General features: G+C 63.5%; 15 protein-coding genes. 13 read left to right on the top strand and 2 right to left on the bottom strand.

The features are described from left to right. Positions 1-34: 34 nt before the first annotated feature. Positions 35-1,657, bottom strand: coding sequence for an FAD-dependent monooxygenase (locus tag X268_RS23595; protein ID WP_128927143.1), 1,623 nt, complete (start codon positions 1,655-1,657; stop codon positions 35-37). Between the two features lie 112 nt (positions 1,658-1,769). Between X268_RS23595 and X268_RS23600 the strand changes: the two genes are divergently transcribed. Together X268_RS23600 and X268_RS40570 are read left to right on the top strand one after the other, a co-directional pair. Continuing rightward, complete coding sequence (locus X268_RS23600) at positions 1,770-2,681, top strand: LysR family transcriptional regulator (RefSeq protein ID WP_164937889.1); 912 nt, start codon at positions 1,770-1,772, stop codon at positions 2,679-2,681. Positions 2,682-3,260: 579 nt separating this feature from the next. Then, complete coding sequence (locus X268_RS40570; RefSeq protein WP_283818274.1) at positions 3,261-3,383, top strand: hypothetical protein; 123 nt, start codon at positions 3,261-3,263, stop codon at positions 3,381-3,383. A gap of 125 nt (positions 3,384-3,508) precedes the next feature. Here the strand turns inward: X268_RS40570 and X268_RS23605 are convergent, their stop codons facing one another. After that, positions 3,509-3,712, bottom strand: coding sequence for a hypothetical protein (locus tag X268_RS23605; RefSeq protein ID WP_128927145.1), 204 nt, complete (start codon positions 3,710-3,712; stop codon positions 3,509-3,511). Between the two features lie 80 nt (positions 3,713-3,792). Between X268_RS23605 and coxB the strand changes: the two genes are divergently transcribed. From coxB to X268_RS23660, 11 genes are all read left to right on the top strand, one after another. Next, complete coding sequence (gene coxB / locus X268_RS23610) at positions 3,793-4,803, top strand: cytochrome c oxidase subunit II (RefSeq protein ID WP_128927146.1); 1,011 nt, start codon at positions 3,793-3,795, stop codon at positions 4,801-4,803. Beyond that, complete coding sequence (gene ctaD, locus X268_RS23615; RefSeq protein ID WP_128927147.1) at positions 4,800-6,713, top strand: cytochrome c oxidase subunit I; 1,914 nt, start codon at positions 4,800-4,802, stop codon at positions 6,711-6,713. The genes coxB and ctaD overlap by 4 nt, the downstream gene beginning before the upstream one ends. Then, positions 6,710-7,309 (top strand): cytochrome c oxidase subunit 3, encoded by a 600-nt coding sequence (locus X268_RS23620; RefSeq protein WP_128927148.1) that lies wholly within the window; start codon positions 6,710-6,712, stop codon positions 7,307-7,309. The genes ctaD and X268_RS23620 overlap by 4 nt, the downstream gene beginning before the upstream one ends. Beyond that, positions 7,306-7,659: a hypothetical protein gene (locus X268_RS23625; protein WP_128927149.1), complete on the top strand. Its 354-nt coding sequence runs from the start codon at positions 7,306-7,308 to the stop codon at positions 7,657-7,659. The genes X268_RS23620 and X268_RS23625 overlap by 4 nt, the downstream gene beginning before the upstream one ends. Then, positions 7,647-8,570 carry a cytochrome c oxidase assembly protein gene (locus X268_RS23630; protein ID WP_128927150.1) on the top strand — a complete coding sequence of 308 codons (924 nt, stop codon included), beginning with the start codon at positions 7,647-7,649 and terminating at the stop codon, positions 8,568-8,570. The genes X268_RS23625 and X268_RS23630 overlap by 13 nt, the downstream gene beginning before the upstream one ends. Positions 8,571-8,656: 86 nt before the next feature. Then, complete coding sequence (locus X268_RS23635; RefSeq protein WP_128927151.1) at positions 8,657-9,445, top strand: heme-binding protein; 789 nt, start codon at positions 8,657-8,659, stop codon at positions 9,443-9,445. A gap of 103 nt (positions 9,446-9,548) precedes the next feature. Further along, complete coding sequence (locus X268_RS23640; RefSeq protein WP_128927152.1) at positions 9,549-11,396, top strand: methanol/ethanol family PQQ-dependent dehydrogenase; 1,848 nt, start codon at positions 9,549-9,551, stop codon at positions 11,394-11,396. Further along, positions 11,380-12,231 (top strand): substrate-binding domain-containing protein, encoded by an 852-nt coding sequence (locus tag X268_RS23645; RefSeq protein ID WP_128929362.1) that lies wholly within the window; start codon positions 11,380-11,382, stop codon positions 12,229-12,231. The genes X268_RS23640 and X268_RS23645 overlap by 17 nt, the downstream gene beginning before the upstream one ends. Beyond that, on the top strand, positions 12,231-12,866 hold the full coding sequence (locus tag X268_RS23650) for a c-type cytochrome (protein ID WP_128929363.1): 636 nt from the start codon (positions 12,231-12,233) through the stop codon (positions 12,864-12,866). Before X268_RS23645 ends, X268_RS23650 begins: the two co-directional genes overlap by 1 nt. Positions 12,867-12,885: 19 nt before the next feature. Then, the gene (locus tag X268_RS23655) at positions 12,886-13,263 is read left to right on the top strand and encodes a c-type cytochrome (RefSeq protein WP_128927153.1); all 378 of its coding nucleotides are present in this window, start codon (positions 12,886-12,888) and stop codon (positions 13,261-13,263) included. A gap of 5 nt (positions 13,264-13,268) precedes the next feature. After that, positions 13,269-15,668, top strand: coding sequence for a glucose/quinate/shikimate family membrane-bound PQQ-dependent dehydrogenase (locus tag X268_RS23660; RefSeq protein WP_208764391.1), 2,400 nt, complete (start codon positions 13,269-13,271; stop codon positions 15,666-15,668). The last annotated feature ends 18 nt before the right edge of the window (positions 15,669-15,686 follow it).

Consider the following 15,686-nt stretch of genomic DNA (forward strand, 5'->3'; position numbering starts at 1 on the left):
ATCGAGATGCCGTCGGCCTCTACGCGCTCCATGGCTAGTGCAACACCGTTTGCAGCGCGGCAACAAGCTCGCGCGCGGGGTTTTCCGGGATGTAAGGAATGCGCCAGGCTACATGGCCATCGGGCCGCACCAATACGGCGCCGCGCTGCCCCATCTGGATGCCGTCGGAGGAATGCGCATTCGGCAGCTGCTGGAGGTTGAGGCGAATGCCGGCCTTCTCCGACACGGCGCGGCCCGCCTCCAGCCATGCCTCGCCGAGCGGGCCGGCGACCACAGTGAACTCCTTGTCGAACCAGTCGAGCGTGGAGTGTTTCCGCGCCATGTCGAGCCACAGATGCGGGAAGCGGCCGCCCGGGCGATCCGAGGGAAAATAGTAGCGCGTCAGGTGACCGCCGCGCGGGGTGCCGTCAGGAATGACGGCGCCTTCCTCATAGGAGAAACCGAGTCCCTGGCCGATCGAGTGCAGATGATTGTCGAGATCGTTGACCCAGAAGCGGACGCGGTCCTCATTGCCCGAGCGCACCGCATCGTCGAGACGACGGAAGCGGATCATGTTGCCGTAGGAAAAATCGGCGTTGGATTGCGCCACGGGGCGGCGCTCGGCGTCGTAAGACTCGAGCAGCTTGTCCGAGGCGAGCCCGCGCAGGACGTAAGCCAACTTCCAGGCGAGGTTGTGTGCATCCTGCCCCCCCGAGTTCAGGCCGACCCCGCCAGTCGGCGGGAAGCGATGTGCGGCATCGCCGACCACGAACACGCGGTTTTTCTTGAACTGCGACGCCACCTGCTTGCTCATGCGCCAGATCGAGCGATTGAGCAGTGTCACGTCGAGATCGGGCACGCCGACATGGGTGCGGATGATCTCGACCGTCTCGGCATCGGTCCACGGCCGCGCCCGCTCGTCCTTCTCCTCGCCGATCTGGATGACCGACAGCCAGCGGTCGCGGCCGTTGGTGTTGAGAATGGCGGCTCGCCGCGGCACACCCGGCTTGTCGCTATAGACCTGATAGCCGGCCGCCTCGCGCGTGATCGGGAAGCGCGACAGATCGGCGCGCCAATATTCGTTCAGCATCACCGCAAGGGTCGATGGACCCACCACGTCGATGCCGGCGCGGCGCCGCGTCTGGCTCCCGGCGCCGTCACAAGCCAGCAGATATTTCGCGTGCCAGAATTCGCTGCGGCCGGTTTCCACCGAACGGGTCTCGCAGACGACGCCGTCTTCAGCCTCCTCGAAGCCGACGAACTCGGTGGAGAATTGCACCTGGACGAGGTTGGAATGCGCGATGACCTTGTAGATCTCCTCTTCGACCGCATCCTGCGCCACCAGCGATTTCCACGACGGCGTTTGCCCGAGATGGGGCTCGGGACGCGAGCGGCTGATCTCGCGGCCGACAATGCTCTCCACCTGCACGAACACATCAGTGGAATCCTGCAGGCCACGGTCGCGGATCGCCTGCTCGATGCCCCACTGGCGGAAGATTTCCATGGTGCGCACCCAGCAGCCGCGCGATTTCGGATGATCTGTAGTGGTTGGGCTCTTCTCGACAATGATGGCATCGATGCCGAAGCGATCGAGCAGAAGCCCCATCGCAAGTCCGACCGGCCCGCCGCCCACGATCATGATAGATGTGCGGCGTTGCGTCTCCGAAGACGTGCCCATTGGCGTATCCTTCCCCGTTGGTCTTTGTTGGCCGCAGGATGCGCCGATTTTGACATCTCGCAAGAATATGTTTGATATGTTTCCGATCTCGTTTCGAGATGGGGGGCCGTCAATGGACCTGCGTCAACTTCGCTATTTCATCGCCGTGGCCGAGCGCGGCGGCTTCGGGGCTGCGGCGAGCAGCGTCAACGTCGCGCAGTCCGCACTCAGCCGACACATCAAGGAGCTGGAGCATGAGTTCGGCGGCGTCCTGCTGACGCGTACCGCGCGCGGGGTCGCTTTGACGGAATCAGGCAAGGTGCTGCTCGAGCGCGGACGCTGGCTGCTCGGCCTGGTCGAGGACATCAAGGCCGAGGTGCGCACCGAGAACCGCGAGCCGAGCGGCACCGTGCGGCTCGGCGCGCCGCCTTCTCTCGGTGAGGTGTTCTATCCGCCGCTCGCCCAACTGGTCGCCGAACGTCTTCCGCGCGTGAGCTTGGAGCTCAGCGAGGGACTGACCGAATTGGCCAGCGATCGGCTGCTGCGCGGCCAGCTCGATCTCGCCATCCTCACCTCGCCGATGCCGAACGGTCATCTCGATTACGACACGCTTGTCGTCGAGCAGACCTACCTGATCGGTCCGCCGCGCGATCCCCTGCTCAAGCGTGGCAAGCTCACGCGCGCCGAATTCAAGACCCTGCCACGCGCCGTGCTGCCGCTGAGCCGCTCGCCATCCCCGCCGGAGGTCGCGAGCCGATTGCGCGTCGACAGCTCGAGCTCAATGAAGCGCATGGTGGCCTCGGGACTCGGCTATGCGCTGATGCCCTATTCCGGAATCTACCGCGAGGTGGCGGCCGGCGCGCTTTCGGCCGTTCCGCTGTCTTGGATGAATGCAAACCGCATCCTGGCCTTGCCGCGTGGCCGTCCCGTCAGCCGGGCCACGCGCGAGACCATGGCGCTCTTGAAGGAGATTTGCGGTGATTTGATGCGCGACGGCATCATCCGACCCAGCCGTGGCGCGCGCGCCGGGAAGACCAATATCTGATCAAGCGTCGAGCAATATCTTCACACGAGCGGCACGGCCTCGCGTTCACCGACGCATGCATTTTGCCGAGACGAAAGGCGCGGAGATCACGTTCGGCTTTGCCACGAACGCAAATGAAAGTGGGCCATATAGCCGCCGATCGCCTGTCGGAATGGCCGGCTACCAAGGTCCCTAAGCTATTGAAAAGCTTGGTGGGCGCACCAGGGCTCGAACCTGGGACCCGCTGATTAAGAGGCCGATGATTTGGCCGGAAAATCAACGCCCAATCCGACAACTGAGCCGTCAGACCTGAATTGAACCCTCAGCAGATACTCTCTTTGTCGGAATGACGAAGTCCCGGTTGATCAGCGCGGAGGAACGCGAGACAATGCGTATCCGAAACCATTCCGGCCTTCACTATAGCGCTCCTGCTGTCGGACTGCGGAGGCCTTCATCGGGGTTAGGAACCTCCACGGCATGCTCGCATTGCCCGTCTTTCTAGCGCGAAAGCACTGGACCGGATTACGCAAGTGGCACACCGTCACGACGGTGCATAGCGGCGATGGCCGCGTGAACAAGCGGCGGAACCGAGGATGATGGATGTTTGAAGACCTGCGTGCGATCATTCAGCCCGGCGCGATCTTCGCCGTCTTCATCGTGCTGGCCCTGATGGGAGCGGCCGACGCGGCCATCTTCATCGCGACCAGAGGATGGCCGTTCTAATCAGGCGGTCCGATGGTTGATGTTGGACATATCATCTCACCGGCGCGGCGCGCTCGGCTCCACCTTCGCGAATAGCCTCCTATCCCCAATATCAGCGTAGCGCAGTCGTTGGTCGGCTCCTCATTTTAATCGGTCTGCAATTCATCGTCGCTTTCGAGGTGGCCCATGCCGAAGCGGATGTGCGGACGGCCATTTGGCACCAAGACATTGACCGCATTGACGATGTCGGCGCGGTCGTGCTCGAGGCCGACAGCAAGTTCAGCGTCATCAAGCAGCTCGGATCCAGCGCCTCCGCGATTGCCGACGTCCCGGAGCTTGGCGGCTTCCACTCCTCCAACCGCTCCGACGAATAGGAACCTTCATACGATTGACCGGTTCGCCCTCCAACAGGGGTGCACGGCGAACATTGATGCCTGTCAGGATTCGAACGGCTCTGCTGCCATTTGCGACGTTGCCGCTGGCCGCTTGCGCCGGCCGGCAGTCCGCGCTCGATCCGCAGGGGCTTCAGTCCGAGCAGATTTTCCAGACCTTCTTCATCTTCCTGATCGTCGCGGCCGTCGTATGGATTGCCGTCGTGACCGTGCTTTGCGTCGGTATGCTGCGCCGGAAGCACGGGGCCGACCGGCCGCTTGCGCTGCACCAGTCCTTTGAGCGGACCAGCGGTCGCATCGTTTTCGTGTTGGGCCTCGCGACCCTCGTCGTCGTGCTCGGACTGTCGATCGTCAGCTATGCCGGTCAGCGCATCGTCTTTGCCAAGGACGAGCATGCTCTCACCCTCAAGATCATCGGCCACCAATGGTGGTGGGAGGTCCGTTACGAGGACGACAGCCCCGACAGGAGCTTCGTGACCGCGAACGAAATCCGCATTCCGATCGGCCAGCCGGTGAAGGTCGAGCTTGAAACCGCCGACGTGATCCACAGCTTTTGGGTGCCGAGCCTGACCGGGAAGATGGACCTCATCACCGGGCAGAAGAACGAGCTGCAATTCACGGCGAAGAATGCCGGCGTCTATCGCGGCCAGTGCGCCGAATTCTGCGGGCTTCAGCACGCGCACATGGCCTTCGCTGTGTTCGCACTGTCGCCGGACGAATTCGGTCGCTGGCGCGACCACGAAAACCAGAGCGCGAGCAGTCCGGCCGACCCGCTCGGCAAGCAGGGCGAACAGCTGTTCCGCGCAAGAGGCTGTGCGCTCTGCCATGCGATCCGTGGCACGCTCGCCGGCGGCCAGCTCGGCCCCGACCTCACCCATATCGGCAGCCGGACGACGGTCGCAGCCGGAACGCTGCCGATGTCGTCGGCAACCCTCGCCGCCTGGATTGCCGATCCCCAGCACGTCAAGCCCGGAAACAATATGCCGAAGATGCCGCTGCAATCCGACGAGCTTATCGCGATTGTTCACTATTTGGAGCAACTCAAGTGAGCATCGCCGCTGAGCAACACGCGTTACGTGACGACGGGCTGAATGGTCTGCAGCTTTCGACGCGGCTCGAGAGCATCTGGCGCACGCCTTCTGGCTTTCTCGGCGCATTGATGTCAGTGGACCACAAGGTCGTGGGTCGCCGCTACATCGTCACGTCCTTCGCGTTCCTGCTGCTCGGCGGGCTTCTCGCGGTCCTTATGCGCGTCCAACTTGCCAGACCCGAGAACACGTTCCTATCGGCGGACAAGTACAACCAGATCTTCACGATGCACGGCTCGACGATGATGTTCCTGTTCGCCGTACCTGTCATGGAGGCGTTCGCCGTCTATCTTGTGCCGCTAATGGTCGGAACGCGGAACCTTGCGTTCCCGCGCCTGAATGCGTTCAGCTACTGGATGTTCCTGTTCGGAGGCTGCTTCCTCTGGATTTCCTTCGCGCTCAATGTCGGCCCCGATGTCGGCTGGTTTGCCTATGTTCCTCTGTCCTCGCTGCAGTACACGCCGACGAAACGGCCAGACGTGTGGGCACAGATGATCACCTTCACCGAGGTCGCCGCGCTGGCCGTTGCCGTCGAGATCGTCGTGACAGTTTTCAAGCAGCGCGCACCCGGTATGACGCTCGATCGTATTCCCCTGTTCGTATGGGCGATGCTGGTGACGGCCTTCCTGGTGATGTTCGCAATGCCCTCCATCATGGTGGCATCAACGTCGCTGATCCTGGACCGCCTGGTCAACACGCGCTTCTACGACTCCTCCTCGGGCGGACATTCCCTGCTCTGGCAGCACCTGTTCTGGTTTTTCGGCCACCCCGAGGTCTACATCATCTTCATCCCGGGCACCGGCATGGTCTCGGCGATCCTCGCAACCTTCGCCCGGCGGCCAGTGGTCGGCTATCCCGTCGTCATCCTCTCGCTGATCGCGACGGGATTTCTGTCGTTCGGCCTGTGGGTCCACCACATGTTCGTCACAGGGCTGCCCCAGCTCGGCGCCGGCCTGTTCACTGCCTCCAGCATGCTGATCGCGGTGCCGAGCGGGCTGCAGATCTTCTGCTGGCTGGCGACGCTCTGGGATGGTCGCCCGGTCTATCGCACCCCGCTCCTGTTCGTGGTCGGCTTCATTGTGATCTTCGTTATGGGGGGCCTGTCCGGCGTGATGGTCGCCTCGGTGCCGATCGACACCCAGGTGCACGACACCTATTTCGTCGTCGCCCACTTCCACTACGTTCTGATCGGCGGCGCGGTGTTCCCGCTCATTGGTGCTGTCTATTACTGGTTTCCCAAGATCACCGGCCGGATGCTGAGCGAGAAGCTCGGGCGCTGGAACTTCTGGCTGGCCTTTGTCGGCTTCAACGTCGCGTTTTTCCCGATGCACATCCTCGGGCTGATCGGAATGCCGCGACGCGTCTATACCTACACCGCGGACATGGACTGGGCGCACCTCAATCTGCTGTCCAGCGGCGGAGCTGTGATTTTTGCGCTCAGCTTTGCGCTGCTGCTTGTCAACGCGATCCGCAGCCTTCGCTCAGGCGCGCTTGCAGGGGACAATCCCTGGGATGCGTCGACCCTGGAATGGGCCACATCCTCACCGCCGCCACCGCAGAACTTCGATCGCATTCCTGTCGTCAAGCATCGCGATCCGCTCTGGCTCGACAGTGCGAGCCTGCCTGTCGTCGCGGGCCTCAGCGTGGAACGGCGAGAAGTGCTGTTGACGTCGCTGGCCGAAGCAGAGCCACAAATCCGGGAGGGGTCTCCCGAGCCGAGCATCTGGCCGCTGCTGACGGCCATTGCGACCACCGTGTTCTTCATCGGCTCGATCTTCACGCCGTGGGCCGTGCTCTGGGGCACGCCACCGATGGCCGTCACCCTGATCGGCTGGTTCTGGCCGGCGGGCAGCAAGGAGGATGAGGAGTGAGACAGACCATCGTCCGCGACGTCTCCGAGTTGCCGACCTATGGCTATGGCCCGCGAAGCGGCCCGTGGTGGGGAGCCATGGGCTTCATGGCGCTAGAAGGCATGGGATTCGCCATCGCGATCGGCGCCTATCTGTATCTGTACGCCGTCAATCCCAACTGGCCGATCGGCGCCACGCCGCCCGATCTGTGGCCCGGCACGGCCGAAACTATCATCTATCTCCTCAGCATCATTCCGAACGAGATGACCAACCGCGCGGCACACCGGCAGGATCTTGCCAAGGTACGCACAGGCCTGATCGTGATGTCGCTGATCGGCATCGGCCTGCTTGTCCTGCGCGGTTTCGAGTTCGCCCATCTCAACACCCGCTGGGATAACACCGCCTATGGATCGATCGTCTGGCTGATTCTCGGGCTGCACACGACGCACCTCGTCACCGATCTCGGCGACACCGTGGTGCTGACGGTGCTGATGTTCACCCGCCACGCCAAGCCGCGCCGGTTCAGCGACGTCACCGACAACGTGTTCTACTGGAATTTTGTCGTGCTGGCGTGGCTGCCGCTCTATGTGCTGCTGGATTGGGTGCCCCGTCTATGACCGACACTGAACCACATTCGAAACTACTCTATTGGGCTGGCGTTGCGCTCGGACCGCTCGCCTGGGGCATTAACCTGCAAGGCGTCTATGCGCTCGCCCATTTCTCGTGCGAGACAACCAGGCTGACCGGCACGATCATGAGCGCCATATTGGCCGTCGTGGCCCTCGCCGGCACGGCAATATCCGCGCGCGCGGTTCGTCGGGGCGCCGGAGCGGAGTGGACCGATCCTCAAGGCGGTGGTCCCCGCACGTTCTTGGCCTGGCTCGGTGTCGGCTCCGGCGTGCTGTTTGCGCTTGTCATCGCGAACCAGCTCGCGGCATCGCTGATGATCAGCCCATGTCTGCGCTGAGCCTGCTAGCCCTTTTGCTCAACCTGATTGCAACGCCTGCAATGGCGCATGGCATCGCGGACGTCGACACGGGCTCGCTCTGGAACTCCGATCCCTGGCTACTGGCGCCGCTTTATGTCGTCGGCATCGGCTTCTATGTCGGCACGCAGCGGCTCTGGCGCCATGCCGGTGGCGGCCGCGGTGTCAGCTTCCGTCAGGTCGGCGCCTTCTGGACCGGATGGATGATCGTCGCGCTTGCCCTCACCTCACCGTTGCATTGGCTGGGCGAGCGCCTGTTTACCGCGCACATGATCGAGCACGAGTTGCTCATGGTGATCGGGGCGCCGCTGATGGCCTTCGCGCGGATCAACGGGCCGATGATGTGGAGCCTGCCCGCCTCGCTTCGCCCAGCGGTCGGCCGCTCTCTCACTTGGCCGCTTGTGGCGAAGCCATGGGCGCTCGTCAGCCATCCCATCAGTGCGACGGCCCTGCATGGCCTGGCGCTCTGGGCCTGGCATACGCCAGCGCTCTATGCGTGGGCGCTCGAAAACAACGCCATTCATCGCCTTCAGCACATCAGCTTCTTCGCCACGGCACTGTTGTTCTGGTGGGTGCTGCTGCATGGCCGCGGCATAGGTCGCAGCGTGCGGATCCGGGACGGCATCGCGATCGCCTGCCTGTTCATCACGGTCCTTCATTCCGGTGTGCTCGGAGCACTGTTGACGTTGTCGACACGCATATGGATCCCGGGACAGGGCGCTCTCGCCGGCGAATTCGGCTTGTCGCCCCTGGAGGATCAGCAGCTCGCAGGCATCCTGATGTGGGTGCCCATGGGCATGCTCTACACCGGCGCGGCACTGCTCTTCGCCTATCGGTGGCTCACCGCGTTTTCTGCGCGCCCCCACCTGCCGGCCGCTCGGCAGGCCAGCTGAATGACCTGAAGCTCGCGACGAACATAGGAACTGCGTGTCTGATGCAGCGTTCGCCTGCTGACTTTCGGCAATCCTGTGGAGGCCATATGCGCAAGCGAACCGTCCCGGCGACAGTCATCCTCGCGGTTGTCCTTGCGATACCGCAAGCCGCGACCGCGGAAGATCAGCCACGTGCGGGAATGTCATGTCCGGTCGACCATGATCAACTGGTGGACATCCTGAAGAAGAGCGTCAAGCCCGGCGGCGGCCCCAGCAATGGCGGCCTCGACAACAATGAGTGGGCTGCCGTGGTGAACCGGCAGGGCGTGGTTTGTGCCGTCGCCTACAGCGGCAGCAAGGTCGACGACCAATGGCTTGGCAGCCGCGCCATCGCCGCAGAGAAGGCCAACACGGCAAACGCGTTCAGCCTGAAGAACAAGGCAATGGCCACCGCCAATCTCTACGCGGGCGCCCAACCTGGCGGCTTCCTGTTCGGCGCAGCGCTCAGCAATCCACCGTCTCCGGAAGTTATCTATGCAGGCACGCCGGAGGAGTTCGGCACGGCAAAGGATCCGATGGTCGGCAAGCCCGTTGGCGGCGTGATCGTGTTCGGCGGCGGGCTCGCACTCTATGACGGCAACGGCATTGCCGGCGCGCTCGGCATCAGCGGCGACAGCTCATGTGCCGACCACAATGTCGCCTGGCGCGTGCGACACTTTCTCGGCCTCGATCATGTGCCGGCCGGTGTCAGCCCTAACATGAAGGACGCGATCATCTATGACATCGGGCCCGACGGCAAAAGCCCATCGGGCTTCGGTCATCCCAAGTGCAACGGCAAGGAGGACCAGATCGCCGTCGATCTCGGTGCCGGCATGTCAGGGAACGTCGTGAGATAGCCCCTTCGGGGACTAGGAACCAAGAACGCGCGCAACGTTTGTACGTTCGCAAATCGGCCTGCAACGCGGCACGGCCTCGTCAATGCCGTGGAGATCTTCACTTATGTTAAGTTTCGGTTTCAGGCGGTTGCTATGGGGAGTACTGAGCACACTCTGGGCAAGCCTCGCATTGCTATCGCCTGGCTTTGCCCAGACCGATCTGGCAAGTCGCATGAAGGACCCCAGCCAGTGGCCGATGGCTGCGCGCGACTACGCCAACACCCGTTACAGCGAGCTCGACCAGATCGACGCAAGCAATGCCTCGCGCCTGCAGCTGGCCTGGACGTTCTCGATCGGAGCGGATCGCGGTCAGGAGGCGGCCCCCCTCGTCGTCGATGGGACCATGTATGTGGTCGGCCCCTATGCCGGCCCTTACCCCAACCGCGTGTTCGCGCTGGATGCAGCGACGGGCGAGCTGAAATGGTCCTATGCGCCGAAGCCGGAGCCTGCCGCAGCGGGCGTTGCATGTTGCGATGTCGTCAATCGCGGGCTCGCCTTCGACAACGGCAAGGTCTTCCTCAACACGCTGGACAATCACTCGGTCGCGCTCGACGCCAAGACCGGCAAGGAGCTTTGGCACACCAAGCTGGGCGAGATCAACAAGGGCGAGACCATCACGATGGCGCCCGTCGTGGTGAAGGGCAAGGTTCTCATCGGCAACAGCGGCGGCGAGATGGGCGTTCGCGGCTGGGTGACCGCGCTCGACGAGAACACCGGAGCCATCGCCTGGCGCGCCTACGCCACCGGCCCCGACAAGGACGTGCTGATCGGCGACGACTTCAAGCCTTTCTACGACAACCTCAGGGGTAAAGACCTTGGCGTCAAGAGCTGGCCTCCCGACCGCTGGCAGGTCGGCGGCGGCACCATGTGGGGATGGATCTCTTACGATCCGAATCTCAACCTGATCTATTACGGCACCGCTAATCCCAGTCCCTGGAACGCAAACCAGCGCAGCGGCGACAATCTCTGGAGCACGACCATCTTCGCGCGCGATCCCGACAACGGACGCGCGAAATGGGCCTATCAGATCAACCCGCACGACCTGTTCGATCATGACGAGATCAACGAGAACGTGCTGGTCGACCTCGAGCTGAATGGCCAGCCGCGCAAGGTGCTGATCCATCCTGGTCGCAACGGCTACATGTACGTCATGGACCGCGCCACCGGCGAGGTGATCTCGGCGGACGCCTACGAGTTCGTGAATGCCTATAAGGGCGTCGACCTCAAGACCGGCAAGATCATCCCCAATGAGGAGAAGACGCCGCTGGTCGGCAAGACCGTCGAGAACATCTGCCCGAGCGCGCCGGGCGCGAAGGATTGGCAGCCCTCCGCCTGGTCACCCCGCACCAGGCTACTTTACGTTCCGCATCAGCACCTCTGCATGGACTTCAAGGCCTCGCAGGTCGGCTACATCGCCGGCACGCCCTATGTCGGCGCAGATGTCGACATGTATGCCGGCCCGGGCGGCCATCGCGGCGAGTTCATGGCCTGGGATCCGGTCGCGCGCAAGAAGGTCTGGGAGATCCACGAGAAGCTCCCGGTGTGGAGTGGCGCGCTGGTGACTGCAGGCGATGTCGCGTTCTACGGAACGATGGACCGTCTGTTCAAGGCGGTGGATGCAAAGACGGGCAAGTTGCTCTGGCAGTTTCGTGCAGGCTCGGGATTCATCGGCCAGCCGATCGCCTATCGTGGCTCGGACGGGCAGCAATACATCGCCATCCTCTCGGGCGTCGGCGGCTGGCCCGGCGCGGTGGCGAATGCGGAGGTCGACCAGCGCGTGCGCAATGGCGCGCTCGGCTTTACCGGCGCCATGCAGGATCTGCCGTTCTACACCGCCGGTGGCAGCGAACTTCTGGTGTTCAAGCTCGGCGGCGCCAACAATCAGGACGGCAGCCATGCGCCTCCGCAGTGATTGTGCCGTCTTTGGTCTTGCTCTCGCGCTTGTCGGGCTGATCGAAATCGCGTCGCCCGCATGGGCCACACCGGATGGCGAGCTTCGTGTCTGCGCTGACCCGAACAATCTGCCATTTTCGAACAGCGCTGAGGCCGGCTTCGAAAACAGGCTGGCATCGATGGTAGCAGACGCGCTGGGACGGTCGGTATCCTACACCTGGTGGGCACAGCGTCGCGGCTTCATCCGCAACACGCTGAGGGCCGAGACATGCGACGTCGTGATGGGCGTGCCCTCCGGCTACGAACTCGTGGAGACCTCAAAACCCTATTATCGCTCGACCTACGTTTTCGTCAGCCGCCGGGATGAGCATCTGAATCTCTCGTCCCTGCTCGATCCGCGTCTTCATCGTCTCACCATCGGTGTGCACCTCGTCGGCGACGACGGCAACAATCCGCCGCCCGCGCAGGCTCTCGGCCAGCTTGGCATCGTCGGCAATGTCCGTGGGTATTCAATCTATGGAGATTATCGCCAAGCCGATCCGCCTGCGCGCCTGATCGAGGCGGTCGAAGCTGGCGAGATCGATGTCGCGGCCGCCTGGGGGCCGCTGGGCGGCTATTTCGCGGCGCATTCCAAGGTGCCCCTGACGGTCACCCCTATTCAGGACGGCGAACGCTTTCCGCCGCAACAATTCCAGTTCGCCATTTCGATGGGTGTTCGCAAGGGCGACCACGTTTTGCGCGACCGGCTGAACGCGTTCATCGACGAGCATCGATCCGAGATCGCCGCGCTGCTGCGAAGCTACGGCGTGCCGCTGGTGGAGCTGCCCGTGACGGCATCGGGAGGACAAGAATGATGTCTGCGATAGCGCTGCGCACGAGTGCACTGTCGCTTCTCCTGCTGGCTGTGCCGGACGATGCGGTACTTGGCCAGCAAACCCTGCCCCAATCCCAGGAGGCGCAGATGCCGACGGTGGCGCCGCGCCCTAATTTCGGTGGCAGCGTCGGCAATGGCAGGCCGGGCGTGTTCATGCAGGTGCCCGTGACCACGCTCTTCCCAGGCGCGCAGCCGGATCCGCCTCAGATCAAGAACCCGGTCCAGGGCGATCCCACTGCCGAGCAGCGCGGGATGACCTATTATGTTAATTTCAACTGTGTCGGCTGCCACGCGCCAAATGGCGGCGGGGGGATGGGGCCGGCGCTGAGCAACAATCTCTTCACCTACGGCTCGCAGCCCGAGAACATCTACCTGTCGATCTACCAGGGACGGCCGAACGGCATGCCTGCCTGGGGCGGCGTGCTGCCCGACAGCGTGATTTGGGATCTCGTCACCTATATCAGCAAGATCAGCAACGAGCCGAGCCGGCAATGGGGCCGCACCTTCTCGGCAAATCCACTGTCGCCTGAAGTCGAGCAGGTCCCGAGCGAGCAGGTTTCGACGACCGATCCGTGGTCCGCCACCAAGTCGTTCAACTTCGGTCAAAAGCCCTGATGGAAAAGCGGAGCAGCCGATGGTCAATCCAACGACACGATTGCTCATTGCCTCTCTGTTCGCCATGACGGCTGCTGCCTGCGAGCCTGGCAAGGCCGCCGGCCCCGATAATTTCGCCGGCGATGCGCGCCGGGGCACAGACCTCGTGAAACAATATCAGTGCGGCGGCTGTCACGACATTCCCGGCATCGCCGGTGCCGACGGCAATGTCGGTCCTCCACTACACCGGATCGGCACCCGGACCTACATCGCCGGCTACATTCGGAACTCGCCGGACAGCATGGCCGACTGGATCGAAGATCCCCAGCGAGCGTTGCCGGGCAACGCCATGCCGAGAATGGGCATCCCACAGAAGGACGCGCGCGACATCGCGGCGTTTCTCTATACGCTGAAGTGAAATACATGAGACTGATCCATCGTTCGGCAGACTTGTTCCGCATCGCGCCATTGCTCGCCATCACCATTGCAGTAGTTGCCATGATGGGTATGGGCCTCGTTGCTGGCGGTACCTGGCTCGCCGCGCTTGGCGGCTCCGCCTATTATCTCCTCGCCGGCATCATGCTGCTGCTCACCGCCTGGCTGCTGGCACAACGTCGCGCCGAGGCGCTCTGGGTCTATGCCGCGCTGCTGCTGGGCACGATGGCATGGGCGATCTTGGAAGTCGGATTTGATTTTTGGTCCCTGGCACCCCGCGGCGACGTCCTTGCGCCGCTCGGCGTCTGGCTGCTGTTGCCCTTCATCGCTCGCCGTCTGACGCCCAATCTACGGGCCGCGCAGTGGGCGCTCGGGCTCGTCCTGATCGTTGCGGCCGGCGTGCTCGCCCTCGCCCTGACGCGCGACCGCCACGATCTTGCCGGCACCGTACCGGACAGCGAGACGACGGGCGCCGTTGCCGCCTCTGAAGCGCCCCCGCTCACCGCCGGCAAAAACTGGACGGCCTATGGCGGCAGCGGCTTCGGCACGCGCTATTCCTCGCTCGGCCAAATCACAAGGGCCAATGTGAAGGACCTCAAGCTCGCCTGGGAATTTCGCACGGGCGACCACAAGGGACCTGATGACCCCGACGAGATCACCAACCAGGCGACACCGCTCAAGATCGGCGGTCTCCTCTACACCTGTTCGCCGCACCAGATCGTGTTCGCGCTCGACGCCGCAACGGGCCAGTTGCGCTGGAAGTTCGACCCGCAAGTCCAGCACAACAAAGCCTTCCAGCACATGACCTGCCGCGGCGTGTCCTATCACGCGACGAAGCCCGGCGCGGTCACGGCCGACGGCGCGCCGGCTCCCACCGATTGCGCGGAACGCATCTTCGTGCCGACCAATGACGGACGGATGTTCGCGCTGGATGCCCGTACCGGCACGCCCTGCGCCAACTTCGGCCAGCAGGGCCAGATCGACCTCAAGGAGGGAAACGAGATTCAGACACTCGGCTTCTACGAGGGCACCTCGCCGCCCGTGGTGACCGACAAGGTCCTGATCGTCGGCGGCGCGGTCATCGACAACTATTCTGACCGCGTCCCCTCGGGCGTCATCCGCGGCTTCGACATCTATTCCGGGCGACTGATCTGGGCCTTTGACGCCGGCAATCCCGATCCGAACGAGATGCCATCGGCCTCACACCATTTCACGGCCGGCTCACCGAACTCGTGGAGCATCTCGGCGGTCGATGAAGATCTCGGGCTCGTCTATGTCCCGCTCGGCTCGAACTCGCCGGATATCTGGGGCGGCGGCCGTTCGCCGGAGAAGGAGCGCTACGATTCGGCGCTGATCGCCCTCGACATCGCCACCGGACAATTGCGCTGGTCGTTTCAGAACGTGCACCATGATCTCTGGGACATGGACATGCCCTCGCAACCGAGCCTGGTCGATCTGCGCTCGAACGGGAGCACCGCGCCCGCGATCTACATCCCGGCAAAGACCGGCGACATCTTCGTGCTCGACCGCCGCGACGGGCACCAGCTGGTGCCCGCGCCGGAGAGGCCGGTGCCGCAGGGCGCCGCGTCCGGCGACCGTCTGTCCCCCACCCAACCCTTCTCCGAGCTGAGCTTCCGTCCGCCCGGTATGCTGACGGACGCGCAGATGTGGGGCAGCACGATGTTCGACCAGCTCGCCTGCCGCATCAAATTCAAGCGTCTGCGTTACGAAGGACCGTTCACCCCACCATCGGAGCAAGGCACGCTGGTCTTCCCGGGCGATTTCGGCATGTTCGAGTGGGGCGGCATCGCTGTCGATCCGAAGCGCCAGATCGCCATCGCGAACCCGCAATCGATTCCGTTCGTCTCCCGCCTCGTGCCGCGGGGAAAAGACAATCCGGCCGCGCCGAACGCAGCGCATCCGCCCGGCACCGAACTCGGCGTGCAGCCGATGTATGGCGCCCCCTATGGAGTCGATCTCGGCATCTTCCTGTCGCCACTCGGCATCCCCTGTCTCGCTCCGCCGTGGGGCAATATCGCGGCCATCGACCTCAGAACGCACAAGGTTGTCTGGCAACACCGCATCGGCACGATCCGCGATCAGGCTCCTCTGCCGCTTCCCTTCAAGCTCGGCGTTCCCATGCTGGGCGGACCGATCGTGACCGCGGGCGGCGTCATCTTCATCACGGGGACCATGGACGACTACATCAGGGCGTTCGACGTCGGCGACGGCAGGCAGCTCTGGCAGGATCGTCTTCCCGCCGGCGGCCAATCGACGCCGATGACGTATGAGGCTGGCGGCAAGCAATATGTCGTGACGGTCGACGGCGGCCACGGTTCGTTCGGCACCAAGCTCGGCGATTACGTGCGGGCCTACGCGCTGCCGTGACGTCCCGCGGGATATCTC

The organism is Bradyrhizobium guangxiense, assembly GCF_004114915.1.
In the GTDB taxonomy this organism is placed as follows: Bacteria; Pseudomonadota; Alphaproteobacteria; order Rhizobiales; family Xanthobacteraceae; genus Bradyrhizobium; species Bradyrhizobium guangxiense.

Coding starts and splice junctions, on each gene's coding strand:
- X268_RS23595 (WP_128927143.1), bottom strand. CDS start 1,657: ATGGGCACGTCTTCGGAGACGCAACGCCGCACATCTATCATGATCGTG.
- X268_RS23600 (WP_164937889.1), top strand. CDS start 1,770: ATGGACCTGCGTCAACTTCGCTATTTCATCGCCGTGGCCGAGCGCGGC.
- X268_RS40570 (WP_283818274.1), top strand. CDS start 3,261: ATGTTTGAAGACCTGCGTGCGATCATTCAGCCCGGCGCGATCTTCGCC.
- coxB (WP_128927146.1), top strand. CDS start 3,793: ATGCCTGTCAGGATTCGAACGGCTCTGCTGCCATTTGCGACGTTGCCG.
- X268_RS23625 (WP_128927149.1), top strand. CDS start 7,306: ATGACCGACACTGAACCACATTCGAAACTACTCTATTGGGCTGGCGTT.
- X268_RS23630 (WP_128927150.1), top strand. CDS start 7,647: ATGTCTGCGCTGAGCCTGCTAGCCCTTTTGCTCAACCTGATTGCAACG.
- X268_RS23635 (WP_128927151.1), top strand. CDS start 8,657: ATGCGCAAGCGAACCGTCCCGGCGACAGTCATCCTCGCGGTTGTCCTT.
- X268_RS23640 (WP_128927152.1), top strand. CDS start 9,549: ATGTTAAGTTTCGGTTTCAGGCGGTTGCTATGGGGAGTACTGAGCACA.
- X268_RS23645 (WP_128929362.1), top strand. CDS start 11,380: ATGCGCCTCCGCAGTGATTGTGCCGTCTTTGGTCTTGCTCTCGCGCTT.
- X268_RS23650 (WP_128929363.1), top strand. CDS start 12,231: ATGTCTGCGATAGCGCTGCGCACGAGTGCACTGTCGCTTCTCCTGCTG.
- X268_RS23655 (WP_128927153.1), top strand. CDS start 12,886: ATGGTCAATCCAACGACACGATTGCTCATTGCCTCTCTGTTCGCCATG.
- X268_RS23660 (WP_208764391.1), top strand. CDS start 13,269: ATGAGACTGATCCATCGTTCGGCAGACTTGTTCCGCATCGCGCCATTG.